16 protein-coding genes are annotated in these 17,405 nt (G+C 59.0%); 1 reads left to right on the forward strand and 15 read right to left on the reverse strand.

The genetic code is table 11. The annotated features are described in order from the left end of the window. Positions 1 to 138: 138 nt before the first annotated feature. Positions 139 to 882, reverse strand: coding sequence for a lipopolysaccharide kinase InaA family protein (locus K5Q02_RS02665; RefSeq protein WP_225836110.1), 744 nt, complete (start codon positions 880 to 882; stop codon positions 139 to 141). Positions 883 to 987: 105 nt separating this feature from the next. Between K5Q02_RS02665 and K5Q02_RS02670 the strand changes: the two genes are divergently transcribed. After that, a complete protein-coding gene (locus K5Q02_RS02670; protein WP_225836112.1) occupies positions 988 to 2,244 on the forward strand; it encodes a hypothetical protein in 1,257 nt (418 codons plus the stop codon). On the opposite strand, the gene K5Q02_RS02675 is transcribed toward K5Q02_RS02670, so the two are convergent. From K5Q02_RS02675 to waaF, 14 genes are all read right to left on the reverse strand, one after another. Then, positions 2,225 to 3,085, reverse strand: a complete 861-nt coding sequence (locus tag K5Q02_RS02675; RefSeq protein ID WP_225836114.1) for a glycosyltransferase — start codon at positions 3,083 to 3,085, stop codon at positions 2,225 to 2,227. The two genes, K5Q02_RS02670 and K5Q02_RS02675, sit on opposite strands and share 20 nt — an antisense overlap. A 28-nt stretch (positions 3,086 to 3,113) precedes the next feature. Further along, on the reverse strand, positions 3,114 to 3,914 hold the full coding sequence (locus K5Q02_RS02680) for a glycosyltransferase family 2 protein (protein WP_225836115.1): 801 nt from the start codon (positions 3,912 to 3,914) through the stop codon (positions 3,114 to 3,116). 50 nt (positions 3,915 to 3,964) lie between these two features. Then, on the reverse strand, positions 3,965 to 5,038 hold the full coding sequence (locus K5Q02_RS02685; RefSeq protein ID WP_225836117.1) for a CgeB family protein: 1,074 nt from the start codon (positions 5,036 to 5,038) through the stop codon (positions 3,965 to 3,967). Positions 5,039 to 5,148: 110 nt separating this feature from the next. Continuing rightward, on the reverse strand, positions 5,149 to 6,075 hold the full coding sequence (locus K5Q02_RS02690) for a glycosyltransferase family 2 protein (protein ID WP_225836119.1): 927 nt from the start codon (positions 6,073 to 6,075) through the stop codon (positions 5,149 to 5,151). Continuing rightward, on the reverse strand, positions 6,063 to 7,196 hold the full coding sequence (locus K5Q02_RS02695) for a glycosyltransferase (protein WP_225836120.1): 1,134 nt from the start codon (positions 7,194 to 7,196) through the stop codon (positions 6,063 to 6,065). Before K5Q02_RS02695 ends, K5Q02_RS02690 begins: the two co-directional genes overlap by 13 nt. A gap of 308 nt (positions 7,197 to 7,504) precedes the next feature. Further along, complete coding sequence (locus K5Q02_RS02700; protein ID WP_225836122.1) at positions 7,505 to 8,587, reverse strand: polysaccharide pyruvyl transferase family protein; 1,083 nt, start codon at positions 8,585 to 8,587, stop codon at positions 7,505 to 7,507. Between the two features lie 2 nt (positions 8,588 to 8,589). Then, a complete protein-coding gene (locus tag K5Q02_RS02705) occupies positions 8,590 to 10,359 on the reverse strand; it encodes a carbamoyltransferase family protein (protein WP_225836124.1) in 1,770 nt (589 codons plus the stop codon). Positions 10,360 to 10,437: 78 nt separating this feature from the next. Next, entirely contained in the window at positions 10,438 to 11,868 is a 1,431-nt protein-coding gene (locus K5Q02_RS02710; RefSeq protein WP_225836126.1) for a lipopolysaccharide kinase InaA family protein, read from the reverse strand. Next, positions 11,865 to 12,614 carry a lipopolysaccharide kinase InaA family protein gene (locus K5Q02_RS02715; RefSeq protein WP_225836127.1) on the reverse strand — a complete coding sequence of 250 codons (750 nt, stop codon included), beginning with the start codon at positions 12,612 to 12,614 and terminating at the stop codon, positions 11,865 to 11,867. Before K5Q02_RS02715 ends, K5Q02_RS02710 begins: the two co-directional genes overlap by 4 nt. After that, on the reverse strand, positions 12,611 to 13,348 hold the full coding sequence (locus K5Q02_RS02720) for a lipopolysaccharide kinase InaA family protein (protein ID WP_225836130.1): 738 nt from the start codon (positions 13,346 to 13,348) through the stop codon (positions 12,611 to 12,613). Before K5Q02_RS02720 ends, K5Q02_RS02715 begins: the two co-directional genes overlap by 4 nt. Then, complete coding sequence (gene rfaP, locus K5Q02_RS02725; RefSeq protein WP_225836132.1) at positions 13,341 to 14,174, reverse strand: lipopolysaccharide core heptose(I) kinase RfaP; 834 nt, start codon at positions 14,172 to 14,174, stop codon at positions 13,341 to 13,343. Before rfaP ends, K5Q02_RS02720 begins: the two co-directional genes overlap by 8 nt. Before the next feature lie 16 nt (positions 14,175 to 14,190). Next, the gene (locus K5Q02_RS02730) at positions 14,191 to 15,312 is read right to left on the reverse strand and encodes a glycosyltransferase family 4 protein (RefSeq protein WP_225839536.1); all 1,122 of its coding nucleotides are present in this window, start codon (positions 15,310 to 15,312) and stop codon (positions 14,191 to 14,193) included. Between the two features lie 20 nt (positions 15,313 to 15,332). After that, the gene (gene waaC, locus K5Q02_RS02735; protein ID WP_225836134.1) at positions 15,333 to 16,334 is read right to left on the reverse strand and encodes a lipopolysaccharide heptosyltransferase I; all 1,002 of its coding nucleotides are present in this window, start codon (positions 16,332 to 16,334) and stop codon (positions 15,333 to 15,335) included. A gap of 6 nt (positions 16,335 to 16,340) precedes the next feature. Beyond that, positions 16,341 to 17,372 carry a lipopolysaccharide heptosyltransferase II gene (gene waaF, locus K5Q02_RS02740; RefSeq protein WP_225836136.1) on the reverse strand — a complete coding sequence of 344 codons (1,032 nt, stop codon included), beginning with the start codon at positions 17,370 to 17,372 and terminating at the stop codon, positions 16,341 to 16,343. Positions 17,373 to 17,405 lie beyond the last annotated feature (33 nt).

Consider the following 17,405-nt stretch of genomic DNA (forward strand, 5'->3'; position numbering starts at 1 on the left):
ATGCTGGCTCTGGGGCGAAGCGCAGGATTGTACCATCAGGGAACCTGCAACCAAATCGACATGGAAGCAGGTGGGCTAAGTTGTCCAGCGCCAGCATTGATGTCCCGCCTCTGGAGAGCAGATCGACGATCCACTGACTCAGTGGACAGGCGGAGCGATGCGTAATTCCTGAGGTGGGCGCCAACGTGTCGGCTTTCGGACAAAGGCCATACCACGCAGTTCAAGCAGCGAAGCCTGCACATCGAACACCGGCGCACCGGCTCCAATACTGTAGGCGCCAGCGACCTCGGACAGACTCGACTCATCCAGCCCGAGATCAGCCAACCGGTGCATGATCTTTTTGAAATCCTCTACAGCGCCATACGGAGTAAAATCTCCGGCCCGCTCGAAATCCAGTAGATGAGCATGCTCTGAAACTAGAAAGTTGTATGGATTGCAGTCACCGTGAACGATGCCATGAGCATGCAGTTGCCCTAACAACGCCAAGGACTGACGTGCGCCTACCAACAATTCATCTCCGCTGAGGGTGGCAAGAGGCACACCCGGCAGAAAGCCGGTCAGCAGCAAGCTTTCGTGAAACCCCGGGCGACGAGACTCTGCATACATGAGCGGCTTCGGTGCGGGAAAATCCAGAACCTGCAGCCTAGAAAGCAGCATGGCCTCGCTTCGTAGTGGAGAACGATAGCCCCTGCGCAGAATCCGCTTCCACCAAGGCTTCATAGAACGCCTGTAGCGTTTGACGAAGACCGAATCATTCTCACGATATATTTTCGCCACCGCCCGACCAGGCGCAAACTCGATCAGCCCCTCGAAAAGCGTGAATAATGCGTTGATTTGTTTGCGCTCAAGACTGCCCTTCTGAAAAACTATTACCTTCCCCACGCAGCATCTCCTTGCAAAGCATCCTTATCTCGCAAGAAAGAACACGTCCTGCTTTTCGCTTCAGTTTTTTCGATTACAGCGCACCGCTGCCCCACAGGTCGAATCATGTACAGCCTCTACGCTAAAACGAAAGAAAATCTCAAGCTCGCCACTTATGCAGGACGCAGTATATGCAACCCTGCCTCAGCGGTACTGGCCCACTTGTTCTTCGACAATCGACCTTCCCTGAAAAAAATACGCAGGGCCATCAAGTTGATCCGTTTGACGCCGCGCTATAGCCGTCGCGGCGAACTGGTGGGAGATACCTACATCTGGCACTGCGACCGGGAAGACCAGACGCGCCTGGCCCTGGATATAGGCGGCAAGCTGGCATCCGGCAGGAAGCTCAGCACCAGCTACGTACCAGCCATCAAGGAAGATGCCTACAAATCTCTCGACTGGTCGGCCATGTATGCGGCGTTGAAGATAGTCCTCACCTGCAAACAGCCCCTCGTGGAACGGCTCTATATATTCAGCGCGGCCTGTTACACCATCAAGCACATGAAAGCCATCGATAAACATGGAATCACGGAGCGGATAACCTCGCTGATAAGCTACAACAGCGCGAATATACCCGAGTGCTTTCTTGTCAGCGCCTGTCGACAGCGCGATATCAGGACCTATTCGCTACAACATGGCCTCTATCACCGCTACCGTAACGAATGTCCCATCGACATCATCAACTATGAAAATGTCACCGCGCAGACGCTACTGGTCTGGAGTGAGTTCTGCCGAGCAGAAATAGATGCATTTCATCGTGATCATGACCAAGTAGCCGATTTCGACATGCAGGTTGCTGGCTACATCAACCCTCCGCAACGGCAACCAATGACAGACGAGCCTTCTGCTGCGACTGGCCCCCATGTCCTTTGCCTACTGCCAGGGAAACGCTATGTAGCGGACTGCGTGAAACTTCTCAATGAACTGGCCCGGCTACCAGAGGGCTACCACCTGACCATCCGCTTGCACCCACTGCTTGCAGGCAATGCCGCACTCATCGCAGCACTGCCTGCACGCGCGACGCTCGACGACAGTGCGACTCTGACAGACACGCTATGCGGACAGCGTTATGACCTGGCCGTAGGCTTCAACACCACCAGCCTGTTCGAAGTGACGCTGTTCGATGTTCCGTGCGCTCTGTACCGCGCACCCAGCCTGAATCTTGATGCTCAGGATCTGCCCACGTTCTCAAGTGCTGAGGAGATAGTCGACCTGCTTAGATCGCCGGTTGATGTCCGCAAGCTTGCCGACTACATCCTCGGCGCTTCGCTCTTTCGCTACGGCGAAATTACCCATCAAAGCTCTAACGCAGCAGAAACTTGAACGCCAAACGCCAGAGCGATGGATATCGCCGAATCCTCGCGCCTCCGAGCCATCGCAGGCGAATCGATAACGGCATCTGAGCACGCCTCAACAAACGTAGCCAATAGCGCACCGCCAACGCTTCTTTGCGGCGGATTTGCACGTTGCTCATCTCAGAGACATTGTGCAACGGCATCGGGAAGGGCGGATCCGCTGCATAAGCGAGCGCGTGAAGCGCCCAGGCCTCACGAAAGCTGCCCAGGGAAAAGTGCAGCAGGTCGATGTCGAAAGCCACGGCAACCTTGCCGACTTGGGCAACGCGCAGACTGAAGTCGACATCGTAAAAATGAAAGCCTCTCAAACGCTCGTCGAAACGAACACTCGCCCAGACCGAGCGCCTGACGAACATCCAGACACCATCCAGCGCCACGACAGGAACGCAGCTCGCGGCAGCATGAGCATCCGGCTTGGCGAAGGCAAGTGTCGCGACGTCACGCGAAGCACCGTGGTGCACATTGATGCACAGATCCTCTTCGTCCCCGCTGTTCCAGCCGGACGGGACTCTTGCCTTATAACGACTTCCCGCAAGGCCGATCATTGCCAGCTCGGCGTCGGCCGCGAAATGAGAGAGGGCACGCTGCCCCCATCCATCGCGAAGAAATTCGACGTCTTCGTGAACGAAGCAAATGAACTCATGGCTGGCTCGGGACGCGCCTTCGTTGTAGACCTCGCATAGCCCGCGACCCTCGACGCTATTGTCCACCGCGATAAGTTCGTACTCGACCCCAATGGTCGATGCAATGTTGCGGGAAACTGCCTGCAGACGGGCCGCCTGGGCGCTGCAGATGACGACGGAGATCAAATGATGCTCCGCATGAGAGGAAAGCCTGTCATTTGATTTTCTTCAATCCGAAATAGTAGAGCGGGAATTTGAGATACAACTTGAGTTTTTTACGCGTCAGATAACCCCAGCCCTTGCCGTGCCACTTCTCTTCGAAGGTGTATTTGGAGCGCTTGGTCATCAACCATTGCCGGGCCGAAGTATGCGTACTCAAGGTCCGGCTATCGAGGTGATCGACGACGGACGAGGTGACAAGAACGTGCCTAAGTCCCTGGGATTGCAAAGTCAGCGCATAATCGTTATCGGCGTACCAGAAGTAGAAACGCTCATCAAGCTCACCAATGACATCCAAAATCGAACGACGAAACACCAAGCACCAGCCGGAGATTTCGCGCAACACGCCATAACCGGGATAAACACCACTATGAAGGGCAAAGCCATTGCGCGGATGGTGTAGGGAACAGGCGGGACTCGCGCTGCTGACGCCAGGGTCACCGTTGAACACCTCTAGCAGCTCGGATGCCCAGCCGGGATGAAACGACAGGTCGTTATTGCAGATGGCGACGAAGGGGGCCTGACCTTCTCTGATCCCCAGATTCATATAGGCGTGATAGTTGAAAACCGTGTTGGGATACAGAGTCGTAACGCCACGCTGCCGATACACCGGGCTGCCGGCATTCGACTCGAGCACCCAGATACGGAAACGAATCTTCGCCGAGTCTTCCGACGCGACCAGCGAGTCCAGACAATGCTCAGTTACCTGGCGCAAAGCTTCATCCTTGGCGAAGCTGAGAATTACCACATCGAAACAAGCGGGCAACTCAGGCGAGCCCGCAACGGAATCAGTCATAAGAAAACATAATCTCAGGAAGTACAGGGCAAGCCTGATAAAGCCACGGGTCAATCACAGGCAAGAATACGCCCGACGCGATTCGCCCAGGTATGTTGTTCGAGAAAACGTGCCCGACCATTTTGCGCAATGCGCTCGCGCTCCTGCGGATTTGCCAGATAGTAGCGGACCTTGTCTTTCAACTCCGCTCCGGAACGAAACACCTCGATGTCTTGGCCCGGAGTGAACAGCGAAGCGATTTCATCGCAGTAATCGGTCAACAGAAAACAGCCCGCCGCTAACGCCTCGAAGATTCGCAGATTCACTCCAGTCTCGGCACCATAGAAATCCGACCGGGTGATGTTCAGTACTATCCGCGAGCTCTGCAACAAGGTCTGAAGCTCTTCGCCCCAGACAGGGCGATCATCGACGCATTGGCGCAGCGTCGAAGACATGAGCGCGTTATTGCGGCGCCAGCGATTGCCGCGTATGGACAGATTCTCGCGGATGTTCTCCAGCAAGAAAACCCGGCGCAAATCGGCACTGCCGACAAACAAAACGTCACGATCCTTCTCTATTTGTCGTTCGGGAACCACCACTGCCCCAAACGGCAAGTGCAGTGCTTCGAGACCCAGCGTTTCATGGAAAAACCGTGTGGTCGTTTCAGAGAACGAAAATAGCTGGTCGTAGCGAGGCAGCTCTTCTTCAATGAAATACAGGAATTCCCGGCGCTTCGAATAGAGATTGCAACTATCGGTATCGTAGAGGATGAAGCGGGCACCTGCGCTGCGCACCATTTGAGCCACTTGGGCGACGTCATAGTGCTTATAAAGAAAGCCGACCACCAGTACGTGGGTCGGTGCTTCCCGCTCCAGCAATCGGCGCAGTGGCTCCAAAGGCAGACGTGGCAGGTGCGAGAATCCCTCCCGATCTCGCGTCTTGTTACGTGCCTTGAAGAGCGCCGAAGACAGTCCATACAACTGTCTGGGCTTCTGCTTCAGCGCATCCCAGTGGACGGCTTGGCTGCCGGCCTGCAGAAACGCGTCGAATAGTTCACGGCCAAGTGGCACACCACCTATACCGTCGATAATCAGGTACTTGCGCTTGCTCGTAACCGGCGCATCAGCCGTTGGCATCTGCAACATGAGTCGTTATCCATCCAAAAGCTATGGGCTGCAGCGTTACAAGACCGCGCCAGACATATCGAATTCTTTCACCCTGCAGGGGCAATAGTCACGCACTGAGGAGCGGATGCTCAACTATGCAGCTCAACACGCTGACGCTTGAACAGAAGATGGCGAAAACGCTTGAGCAACTGGCGATCCCACTGACGCAAGGGAATTTCGGCAAACAGGCTCCAGGCGAATCGCTTGTCATGCGTGACCGCTGGACCAAGTATTTTGGTGAGCAGACGCGCTTTTCCCGACTCGTAGGCCGGATGTTCGCGATAAAGATCCAGCAACTGCATACCGTAACGGTGTTCGGCCAGATAATTCCCCGACAGGCCATTGCCATGCTTGCGATACAGCGTGACCGCATCGGGAAGCACATCAATGAGGTAACCGGCATGGGCGATCTTCAGAGTCATCTGAAAATCCTGTACGCGTAGCGCCGGATCATATCCACCTGCAGAGATCATTGCCTCGCGGCGGTACATCACCAGATTGCCACCGACTACCAGTGCAGCGGCTAGCGCTTGGGTAAAGTCATAACGCCGCACCGGGCGAGCCTTGTTTTTTTTTGGCAGAGCCTGCCCTTGCTGATCGATTCGCAAGGCACGTCCTCCCAGGCAGCCCACCTCGGGATGCGCGAGAAGATGCTCGGCCTGCAAGGCTAGACGCCCAGGAATCATCACATCGTCCGCATCGAAGGTCGCCACGAACTCGCCATAGGCCAGTTCAAGCCCTTTGTTGAGGGCAGCGCTGACACCCTGATTATTCTGACGGATGAACTCGACCCTGCGAATATTCGGATACTCTCGCCAGCCCTGGAGAGCCACCTCGATGCGCAAAGCGCTGTCGTCGGTAGAACCATCGTCGACGACGATCAACTCTATGGCTTCATAGTCTTGCTGCAGAATGCTGCGTAGCGCATCACCCACATAAGCGCCGTAGTTGTAGCAAGGGACGATGACGCTGACCAGTGGACGACTGGAACGCATCGCCTCGTTCAAAGCCGACATGCTGGCCACGCAGACAATGCATTGAAGAAATGAGGTGCTACGGCAGCGTCGACGAATCGACTCTCCAGCCGTTTACGCATGTCCTCGCGAAGGCGACAAAGCTCATCCTGGTTCACAGACGCGACTTTTTGCAGACTCTCGGACAGCGCATGCCAATCTCCAAAGGTGAACAACTGGCCTTTCTCACCAACCACCTCACGCCCGCCACCGCAATCGCTACACACCACAGGCAGGCCTGCCGCCATTGCCTCAAGCAGAACCATGCCGAAGGGTTCATGATCCGAGCTGAGCGCAAATGCGTCGAAAGCGGTGAAGTAGCGCCGAGCCTGGGGAACCTGACCAAGGAAGCGAACCCGCTGACTGATGCCCAGTGTTTCCACCAAAGCCTTGAGTTCGGATTCCAGGCGACCTTTACCAACGATTACCAACAGACTGTCCTCCGGCAACGTAGGCAGCGCGTCAGCGAAGGCCCGAATGAGCGTTGTCTGATCCTTATCTGGATGCAGCCGCCCCACGTTGCCGATTACCCACGCACCCTCAGGTAGCCCAAGAGCCTCGCGCGCTGCAGAGCGGGACAGTTGCTCGGCCTGTACGGCCTGCAGATCAATACGGTTATAGAGCGTCTGAATTCGCTGCGATGGCCAGCCTGGCAGGCAAGCACGCAGGTCATCGCGCACGGCGTCGGAGACACCGAACAAGTACAAGCGCTTACGAAACAGATTGGCGAAGAGCTGGCGAGAGCGGCGCTCGTAGTCTCCGAACGCGTGATGGATGCCAATTACCGGAAGCTTCGTACCCAGCAGAGCAACATAAGCCGGCTTAGAGCGATGAGCGATGCACAGCGCAAAATTACGCTCTGCAGCAATGCGACGAATAGCACGAACTGCGCCAAGCTTGAGACCTCTGAGGGCCTTGCTGGAATAACCTAAAAATACTACTTCATCAGAGGCTGAGCCCTGCTCCACCTCGGCGTTGTATTCGCCGGTCAGGTAAACGGTCATTACCTTGTATGGAGTATTCGCGAAAAGCACCCCGTACTGCCGGGCACAATCTAGAAAAGGCCCGTCGTAGCCATGGCATATCTGTAACACCCATGCCTGACTCGTCTTATTAGTATTCATCGTTTATGGCTCTGTCACGGTGACGAAACGCACTGCGAAGCAGGGCGTGCGATAGTCAGCGCTCAAACAGGCATCTAGATCCCGGGCCACGGCGCCCGAAATACCTGGTCAAACTTTTTTGGACTGACGTCGTTGAGAAAACTGACAAGGCCGACAGGTTCAATGTTTTCGATGGATAACGATAAGGCGTCTTAGAACTGCGGATGAAGCTCGAAAGCTTGGATAAAGGGTGCACCTCACAACACCGATGAATCGGCCGCGCAAACGAACAAGTTCATCAGCCCGTGAGTAATGTCGAAGGCCTGACCTCAGCGCTGGTCAGGGGTGTTAGCGGCTCTGGCAATCTGAGCCATTTCACGGAACATGGCCTCGGCCTGCATCCGAGTCTCTTGCAGAAAACTCCCGATGCTCGTCAGCTCAGACTCGCTGAAAGCGATCCTATCCGCGGCATTGACAGCCTGCTCGTATGACGGTTTAAGACGCTCGGCCAGGCCGACTTGTGCCAGCAAGGCTTCGATCTTGTGGGTATTGGAAGGGAGAGCAAAAAATGGCGTGCCAGTGACCAGGCAAAGCGTCACCAGGTGAAAGCGCCCGGTGATCACACCCCGTGATCGACCAAGAAGATTGAGAAATCGATGGGTCGACAGCACTGCATAACGCCAGCGCAGCCTGTCGATCAGAGGAGCCGGCAGGTGTGCAGGATAGGAATAGAAGTAACTCGCAGCGATACGCCGGAGCGCCTTCAAACGCTTGCGCAGGTTCTTGCGCAGATAGAAGTCGAATCCCTTGCCCAGTTGCAAAGGCGCCAGGGTACGAATACTCACGTAGCGCAGATCTTGCCTGTCCTTTACCGTACGCCACGCCTCAAGAAGCCGCTCATCGATCACGCTGCCATTGACCAGCATGCCGTGGCGCAGGCTGTTGGACGCAGTGTGCTGGTAAGACAAGGTCAAGTCGGGCACGACTTCCGCAGATACACCCACATCGGCCAGAGCGGCCTTGCTCATCGTGTCGCGCACGAACAGCTTGGTAAAACAGTGGGCGTCGGCGTTGAGCTGATCGTTGTTCTGCCACACCGAATTGATCAGGAAGCAGGGAATATCATGCTCTTGGCAATACCGTGCAAGAGCACCATAGCGCAGCGCCAGCGGGGCGTCGTCGTGCATGGTCCCTTCACCATTGACCAAGCACAAATCTGCAGCGCGGATGTCGCGCTGCAGATCAATGTCTGTCTGCCAGTCATGGTGCATTGGGCAGGACCGCTGGATATCCATACCCACCTGCCCAGCCAATGTGAAAATCTGCCTCATCACCAGCTGGCAGCCGTGATGATTTTCAGAGGAGGTGTCGTTGAACAGCAGCGCCTTCAATCGCACCTGAGCAACGGACACCCTTACAACTCCTCGCCGCTGACCACATCACCGCTCAAGACACTGTCCTTCACCACCAAAACATCTTCCATGATCAGATACTGCAGATCCGAGCCGAAGAACATGTTCAGGGCGTCGGTGGGCGAGCAGATCATCGGTTCGCCACGGCGGTTCAGCGACGTATTCAGGGACACGCCGTTACCGGTGAGTTTTTCCAGTTCCAGCATCAGGTCGTACCAGCGCGGGTTGTATTCGCGCTTGAGAACCTGAGCGCGGGAGGTGCCGTCTTCGTGGACGACTTCGCTGACGCGCTCTTTCCATTCATCGTTGACCTCGAAAGTGAAGGTCATGAACGGGCTCGGGTGGTCGACCTTGAGCATCTGCTCGGCGACGGTGTCGAGCATCGATGGGCAGAAGGGTCTCCAGCGCTCGCGGAACTTGATCTGTTCGTTGATGCGGTTGGCTACACCAGGGATGCTTGGGCAACCGATGATCGAACGACCACCGAGGGCGCGCGGGCCGAATTCCATGCGGCCCTGGAACCAAGCCACAGGATTGCCGTCGACCATGATCTGGGCGATGCGCTGCGGCATGTCGTCGATCTTTTGCCATTTCGGCGCGTTCGGGTGGCGTGCGCATGCCGCAATGACGTCTTCGTTGGAGTAGGCCGGGCCGAGGTAGACGTGTTCCATCTTCTCGACCGGCACGCCGCGCTTGTGGGAAACATAGGCCGCGGCACCAACGGAAGTGCCGGCGTCGCCGGAAGCAGGCTGAACGAACAGCTCTTTGACCTCGGGGCGGGCAATGATCTTCTGGTTGAGCTTGACGTTCAGCGCGCAGCCGCCAGCGAATGCGATCTTGCCGGTGTCGCGGATGATGTCGCCCAGGTAGTAGTCCATCATTTCCAGCGCCAGCTTCTCGAACAGCGCTTGCATGCTGGCGGCATAGTGGATGTAGGGATCGTCGGCGATATCGCCTTCACGCTTGGGCCCCAGCCACTCGATCAGCTTGGGCGAGAAGTAGAAGCCCTTGCCCTTTTCCTTGTAGCGACGCAGGCCGATGACGTTGGCATAGTCGGTGTTGATCACCAGCTCGCCGTTCTCGAACTTGGCCAGACGGGAGAAATCGTATTTGCTGGCATCGCCATAGGGCGCCATGCCCATGACCTTGAATTCGCCGTCGAGCATCTCGAAGCCGAGGAATTCGGTGATCGCGCCATACAGGCCGCCAAGGGAATCCGGATCGTAGAATTCCTTGATTTTGTGGATGCGGCCGTTCTCGCCATAACCGAAGAAGGTGGTGGCGTACTCGCCCTTGCCATCGATACCGAGGATGGCGGTCTTCTCGGTAAAGCCCGAGCAGTGATAGGCGCTGGCGGCGTGAGCCAGGTGATGCTCGACTGGCTCGATCTTGATCTTCTTGGCGTCGAAACCAAGCTGCTCCAGGCACCAGACGATCTTCTTGCGGTAGCGCTTGTAACGGCGGTTACCCATGAGGATAGCGTCGAGGGCACGATCCGGCGCGTACCAGTAGCGCTTGGCGTAGTGCCAGCGCTCCTTGCCGAACAGGCTGATCGGGGCGAATGGAATCGCCACCACGTCGACGTCCGACGGCTTGATGCCAGCCTGCTCCAGGCAGAACTTGGCCGACTCGTAAGGCATGCGGTTCTTCGCGTGCTTGTCGCGCACGAAGCGCTCTTCTTCGGCAGCCGCGATCAACTTGCCGTCGATGTACAGCGCAGCGGATGGATCATGACTGAGGGCGCCGGAAAGGCCAAGAATCGTCAATGCCACGGATAAAGCCTCTTAGTGCGCTTGCCGGACGCCGACAACCGCGATTGTTTGGTTTCGCCAAGCCTGCCTGGAGCGGACTCAGGTGATAATCGGTAAACGCCGATCCAGCTCCTGATACAAGGCGCTTTCTGCCGACCAGTTGCGCAACAGGCGCGCACGATCCCGGGCATAGGCGGCCTTGAAACTGCTGGCGGTGCCGTGATGCTGCATGGCATCCAGATCAATCAGCGCCCAGCGGCCAGCCTGCCAAAGGATATTGTTGCCCTTGAAGTCGCCATGGCTGATGCGCTCACGCAGCAATGCCGCGAACAAGGTCTCAAGCGCCTGCAGATCCGCCTCGGGCGGCAACTCGTCTGCCTGGTAGGGCGCGAAACGGGCAATTATATCCACACCCGGCGTGTGTTCGGTAATCAGATAAGCCTGACGGCGCAGCCACAGGGTACGACGCTCCAGCACGGCCAGCGGCTTGGGCGTGGCAATACCGAGAAAATCCAGGCGATTGCCCTCGCACCAGCTGTGCCAGGCACGACTGGGCCGCCAGAAACGCCTTAGCCAGTGTCCGAAGCTCTTGATGTTGTAGCGTTTGATAACCAACTGTCGGCCAGCTTGCTCGACCCGGGCCACGGTAGACGAGCCGCCCAGTTTGAGCGGCTGCCCAGCGGCAATTGCCGCGTCTGGATCGGCCAGCAATGGCGCCAGCAGTGCGTCGTCCTCGCGTCGCACCACCTGCAGGCGCGAGGCGCTGCTGGAGGCCCGAAAGGCCGTGCACTCACGCTCGATCTTGGCCATGTACCCCTGCATGCGCGTTGCCCTCGCCTTGGTCACGGCCTTGAGCAGTGCCTCCAGCGGCAGCGCATGCTCGCCATTGACCAGCAGGTAATGCACCAGCAGCTCTTCGACAAAACTGTCGACGGCCCCGGGAAGCTGCGCGAAGAACAGCCCGAGATTGGCCAGCACCTTGTCCCGCGACAGCGGTTGCCCGGGAGTTTCAGCGCGGATGCCACCGCCATCGATCAGATACAGGCGACCATCCTGGCGCAGCAGATTGTCCAGATGCAGATCCTCCTGCCAGAGTCCCTTGCGGTGCAGCTCGGCGATCACCGCCAGGGCTTCGCCCAGCACCTGCTGCTGAGGGTCGCTCAACCAAGGCTGATCGGCCACTGCCTGCCAGTCATCAGCCAGGCTGCGAGCGTTCTCGAGAAACTCGAACAGCAGCCAGCCGCCCTCCCCGGAGATTGCTCCATGCTCGAGCAGCAGCGGCGTGCACAGTCCCTGCTCCGCCAGCAACTGGGCACCCTGCAGCTCGCGGGCGTAATGCCGCTCGGCCTTGCCGCCGACCAGCAACTTGGCCAGCACCGCACGCCCTTGCCACTGCGCCCTGCCCACATAGCGTTGGCCTGGCAGCACACGCAGCAGGCTGTGCAGCTCGAGAGGCTGGCTTGCCGGTGCCTCGATCAGCAGCGGCAGTTTGGGGCTACGCCCCGCATCGGTCAGAGAGGCCAGTTTCATGCGCGCTGAGCCTTGTCCTTGAAGCGCGCCGTCAGGCGCTGCAACCAATGATCGACGTGCTGTTCACTGCCCAGATAGGCCGTCAGGAAGCCAACCGTATCCTCATCACTCCACGGGTTGGCGCGGCGCAACAGCGGTTCGAGATCCTTGATTCGATCACGCTCACCGAAGAACAGCGGGCGCGTTTTTTCCAGGTCGATGAGCTGAGCGGCAAAGCCCTCTCCACGGGGTTGCAGGAAGATATGTTTGGGGTAGAAACAGCCATGCAATTGCCCTTTGTCATGTACCTGGCGGGCCAGTGCACCACAGGCGCTGACGATGGCCAGGCGCTGTTCGGCAGCAAGTGCCGTCCAGCCGGGTAACCAGCTGTCGAGATCCTGCCAGCCGTCCAACGCCCGGGTCAGCAGAATGGCCCGACGCTCGCCAGCGATGCGCCGCTCGGCATAGAACGATGCGCTCATGGCCGGGATGCCAAGGCGGCTGTAACGACGGATGCTGCGAAATTCACGCGCTAACGTTGGCTCGCCCAATGGGCGCTCCAGGCTGCGGGTCAGGTAGTTGCTCTGACGTTTTAGGTAGTAGCCATGACAATCCAGGTCGAGCCGGTACACCGAACTCCAGCCTCCACGGGGCGCCTTGTTAGGCTCGTCCACTGCATGCAGCTCGAGCGCCCACAGCGCCTCGAAGCTGGCCAAGTTGTGACGTTCGAGCAGCGAGCGATCCTCACTGTCGATGAAGTCCTTCATTCTCTTCCCTCGAAATAGCGGACGATTTGGCCGATACGATGTTTATCACTCTCGTTCAATCGCTCACGACGCCGGTATTGCAGGTAAAAACGTAGCCGCTGCGTGCGCGACAGGTGATATTTGGCGACCTTGTCCAGGCACGCCAGATCCTTGACGATACGCCGGCGCAGAAACGGCCCCCACCAGAATGCTCCAGTCGGGCAGTCGATGAAATACAGGCGGCGGTGCTCGTCGACCAGCAGGTTGCGCCACTTCAGATCGTTGTGCGTGAAGTGATGGTCATGCAAGGTGCGTGTGGCTTTGGCCAACTGGCAGCTGACGTCTTGCACCCAGGTACGGTCGCGCAAACGGGCATCGCCGCTTTCGGCGAGACGCCACATGTCCATGGTGTTGACCAACTCTTGGGTGATCAACGCGCCTCGGTCAAAGGAAGTGCCTTTGCGCTCCAGACCGTAAGCAGCAATTGGCGCAGTGGGAATGCCCCAGGCAGCGAAATGCTTGAGGTTCTGCCACTCGGCCTTGACCCGCGGCCTGCCGATGAAGCGCCGAGCGCCCTTACCCGCGCCGTGGTAGCGCTTGACGTAATAACGCAGCCCATCGAATTCAACACGGATCACATCCGAGAGCGGATCATGGGTAATCGGCTCACCCTCCAGGGCGAACACGGCGTCAAGGGTAGCAAACGCTCTGGCAGCCCCTGGCGTCGCCAGAGCGGTGACTCGCCACTCACTCATGACTGGCCCCTGTTTCGTATTTACGTGCGTAGCGCGACAGCAACCGTTCGGCCTTGCGCTGCAGCCAGGCCAGCAGCGCGGCTTCGTCGCGCAGAATCTGGCGTAGCGAACGTGCACTTCCGGCTGCAGCGAAATACCCCTTGAGGAAGCGCAGAAAGTCGCGCTGGGTCAGGCCGATATTCAACGCCGAGAAATACAGGCCGGCCAGATCCTTGTCGCGCCAGCGCCGCGGCACGGCGGGACGCAACTGGGCGCGGTGCAGATCGATCACCGACAAACGGAAATCATCGGCACTGAAGGGCTTGTCGGTGTGCAGCATGAAATGACAGATGTAGCAGTCGCGATGGTTCACGCCGGCAGCATGCATGCGCCCGGTCATTTCAGCCACACGGCGAATCAGCGCACGCTTGAATGCTGGCTGTGGTGGCTGTTCACGCCAATTGACCGTCAGTTGCTCCAGATCGACGGTCGGCGCCAGTTCTTCGGTGACGATAAAGGAATGCTGTTGCGCCGGGTTGCTACCGCGCTCGCCGTAGGCCACGGCGGTCATGGTCGGTACACCCGCGTCGGTCAGGCGCTGGATCGCTTTCCATTCCTGACCAGCACCGAGCACCGGCAGGCGGGCAGTGGCGAGGTTCTTGAGGATTTCACCCCAACCAACGCCACGGTGAATCTTCACGAAGTAGCCTTTGCCGTCGACTTCGGTACGCAGCGTGCGGCGCGCCTCGAGTTCCCGGTAGACCTGGCCTTGCAGGCGCTCGACTTCCTGGAAGGCATCCTTGCCCTGCCACAACGTGGCGAATGGCTGTTCGAGAAACAGCTTCATGGCTGGACACTCCTCATCACGGACGCGGCGCCAGAATCACATCGGCGGCACGCTGCGGCATGCTGTACAAATCAGCGCTGTCGGCGAATGCCAGGCCATTGCGTTGCCAGGCAGCACGGCCTTCAGCGTCTGCCAGCATCTGGGCGAGGGTATGGTTTAGCGTGGCCTGCTCAAATGGACTAGGCACCACGCGACCAACATCGGCATCCCTGATGTAGTGAGCGTAGCCACAGACATCGGTCACCAGCACCGGCAATCCTGCCACCAGCGCCTCCAGCAGCACAGTGCCGGTATTTTCGTTGTAAGCCGGGTGAATCAACAGATCAGCCCCCAGCAAGAAGCGCGGTATATCGTTGCGCCCCTTGAAGATCTGCACCTGATCGCCGATCCCGAGCGCAGTGATCTGCATCAGGAAGGGCTTGGGATCGTCCTGGCCGATGACGATCAGCCGGGTACGTTTCTTCAACTCGGGCGGCAGCGCGGCCAGCGCCTTGAGGCTGCGATCCAGCCCCTTGGTCTTGAAGCCTGAGCCGATCTGCACCAGCAGCAGATCGTCATCGGCCAGTTTGAACTCGCGGCGGAACTCGGCGCGTATCTCGGCAGCATTGGCCGGAGCTCGACGATCCTGGGAAATCCCCGGCGGCAGCAGATGGAAGCGCTCGGCCGGCGTCGCGTAATGCTTGACGAACAGCGGCTGCTGCACCTCTGAGATCATCAGGATCTCGGTTTTCGATTCGGGCGCGAACACCGCACGTTCGTATTCGGCGAAATGCTTGTAGCGACCCCAGCGGCGATACAGCGGGTTGCGCAGGGTCTGCGCCTTGTCTTCGAAACAGCCGTCGGCGGCGTAGTACACATCCAGCCCCGGCATCTTGTTGAAACCGACCACGCGATCGACCGGGCGCTGACGCAGATCCGCCTGAACCCAGGCGGTGAGCTTTTCGTTGCGGTGATGATTGAACAGCGCCTTGACCGGCACCACGACCACCTCGAAACCCTCAGGTACTTCGCCCTCCCAGATCGGTGTGTACACGCGGATGCTGTGACCGCGGCCCTGGCACTCAAGTGCGATACGCATGAAGTCGCGCTGCAGACCGCCGAAAGGAAAGTATTTGTAGAGGATGAAAGCCAGGCGCATCGGCCCTTCGCTCTGTGGCATCAGTCTATCCCCATGTCCAGCAGCAGCGCGTGCAACTCGGTGAACACCCGCTGCGGCAGCAAATCATCGAAACACGGCTTGTCGCGATCGCCCTTGCCAGCATCCGGGCCGCTGGCACACAAGTGAATCTGCGAACGGCCGTAGGCGCCAACGCGGCCGGGCAACGTCGGCCCGTACAGCGATACGCAAGGCACATCCAGCGCGGCAGCCAGATGGCCGAGACCGGTATCCACGGCAACGCAGGCCTGGGCACCGGCGATCACCTTGGCGACGCCGGCCAGGTTGAGCTTCGGCAACACCGCAGCACCCTCGATGCCGGCAGCAATACGCTCGGCTCGCGCCTTTTCTACCGCGTTGCCCCAGGGCAGTCGAACCGACCAGCCCTGCTCGCTGACCTGTTCGGCCAGCTCGCGCCAGTAGGCTTCCGGCCAGTGCTTGCTCGCCCAAGTGGTGCCGTGCAGGAATACCAGATAAGGGCGCGGTGACGGATCTGCAAGCTGGGCGCGATCCAAACCGTAATCGCCCAGACCGGCGGGCACGCTGTAACCCAGCGCCTGACCGAACAGCTGGCGGGTGCGCTCCAGGGCATGCTGGGCACGGGGTACGCTATAGCGGCGATCATAGAAGCGCGTGGCAATCGGCTCGCGGGCGGAATTGCGATCCAGCCCGGCCACTGGCGCCTTGACGTATCGAGTCAGCCAGGCGCTCTTGAGCAGCCCCTGGGCATCGATAACCAGGTCATAACGGGTGTCGCGCAAGCGTTGCTTGAAGCGCGACCACTCACCGCTACGCAGGGTCTGCAGCGGGTGCTTGCGCCAGCGGCGGATGGCCACCGGAATCACCTGGGCAACCGCCGGGTGCCAGGCCGGAATCTCGGCGAAGCCCTCCTCCACTACCCAGTCGAAACGAATACCGGGAATGGCTCGGGCCGCGTCGGTCAGCGCCGGCAGGGTATGGATCACATCGCCCAGCGACGAAGTCTTGATCAACAGCACTCGCATCCGCCGCTATACCTCGACCGGACGGGCGACGAGCCGATCCAGCGCATCGTTGGCGACGCGCGGTTCGAGCTGTACCAGGCAGTTGTAATGGCCAAAACGGCAGGTACGGTCAAAGCACGGGCTGCACTCGATACCGAGACGAATAATTTCGACCTGTTCGGCCAAAGGTGGAGTGAATGCAGGCGAAGTCGAGCCATAGACCGCCACCAACGGGCGATTGAGCGCTGCCGCCACGTGCATCAGCCCGGAATCGTTGGAGACCACCGAGGCCGCGCAGGACAGCAAGTCGATGGCCTGGGCCAGGCTGGTTTCGCCGGACAGATTGACCACTTCCTCACGCAGCCCCGGGATCAGCCGTGAACGGATATCTTCGCCGACCGGGTGATCTTTCTTCGAGCCGAACAGCCAGACCTGCCAGCCCTCGCGGATCTTGTGCTCGGCGACACGAGCGTAATGCTCGCTCGGCCAGCGCTTGGCCTCACCGAACTCGGCGCCCGGACACAGGGCCAGAACCGGCCGATCCAGAGTCAGGCCGAAGCTCGCCAGCGCCGCGTCACGGGTCGCCGGATCGATGCTCAGCGAAGGCCGTGGATAGGGCTGCGGCAGCTCGGCACCAGGCGCGTAGGCCAGCGCCATGAAACGCTCGATCATCAGCGGGTAACGGGCTTTGTCCAGGGTGCGCACGTCGTTGAGCAGGCCGTAGCGCATCTCGCCCTTCCAGCCGGTGCGCACGGGGATACCCGCGAAGAATGGCACCAGCGCCGATTTCAGCGAGTTGGGCAGCAGAATCGCCTGGTCATAGCGGCCGGCCAGGGATTTGCCGATGCGCCGCCGCGTAGCCAGCTCCAGCACGCCATGGCCGAGAGGAAAGCTCAGGGCTTCACGCACTTCGGGCATACGCTCGAGGATCGGGCGGCTCCACTCCGGCGCCAGCACGTCGATGGCGCAATCGGGATGGCGCACTTTCAGACACTGGAACAATGTCTGCGCCATCACCATGTCGCCTACCCACGAAGGGCCGATGATCAGAATATTCATAAGCTCAGCGGTGCAATGATTGAGGGGGCACGG

Origin of the sequence: Pseudomonas sp. MM211 (assembly GCF_020386635.1) — a bacterium.
Lineage (GTDB): Bacteria > Pseudomonadota > Gammaproteobacteria > Pseudomonadales > Pseudomonadaceae > Aquipseudomonas.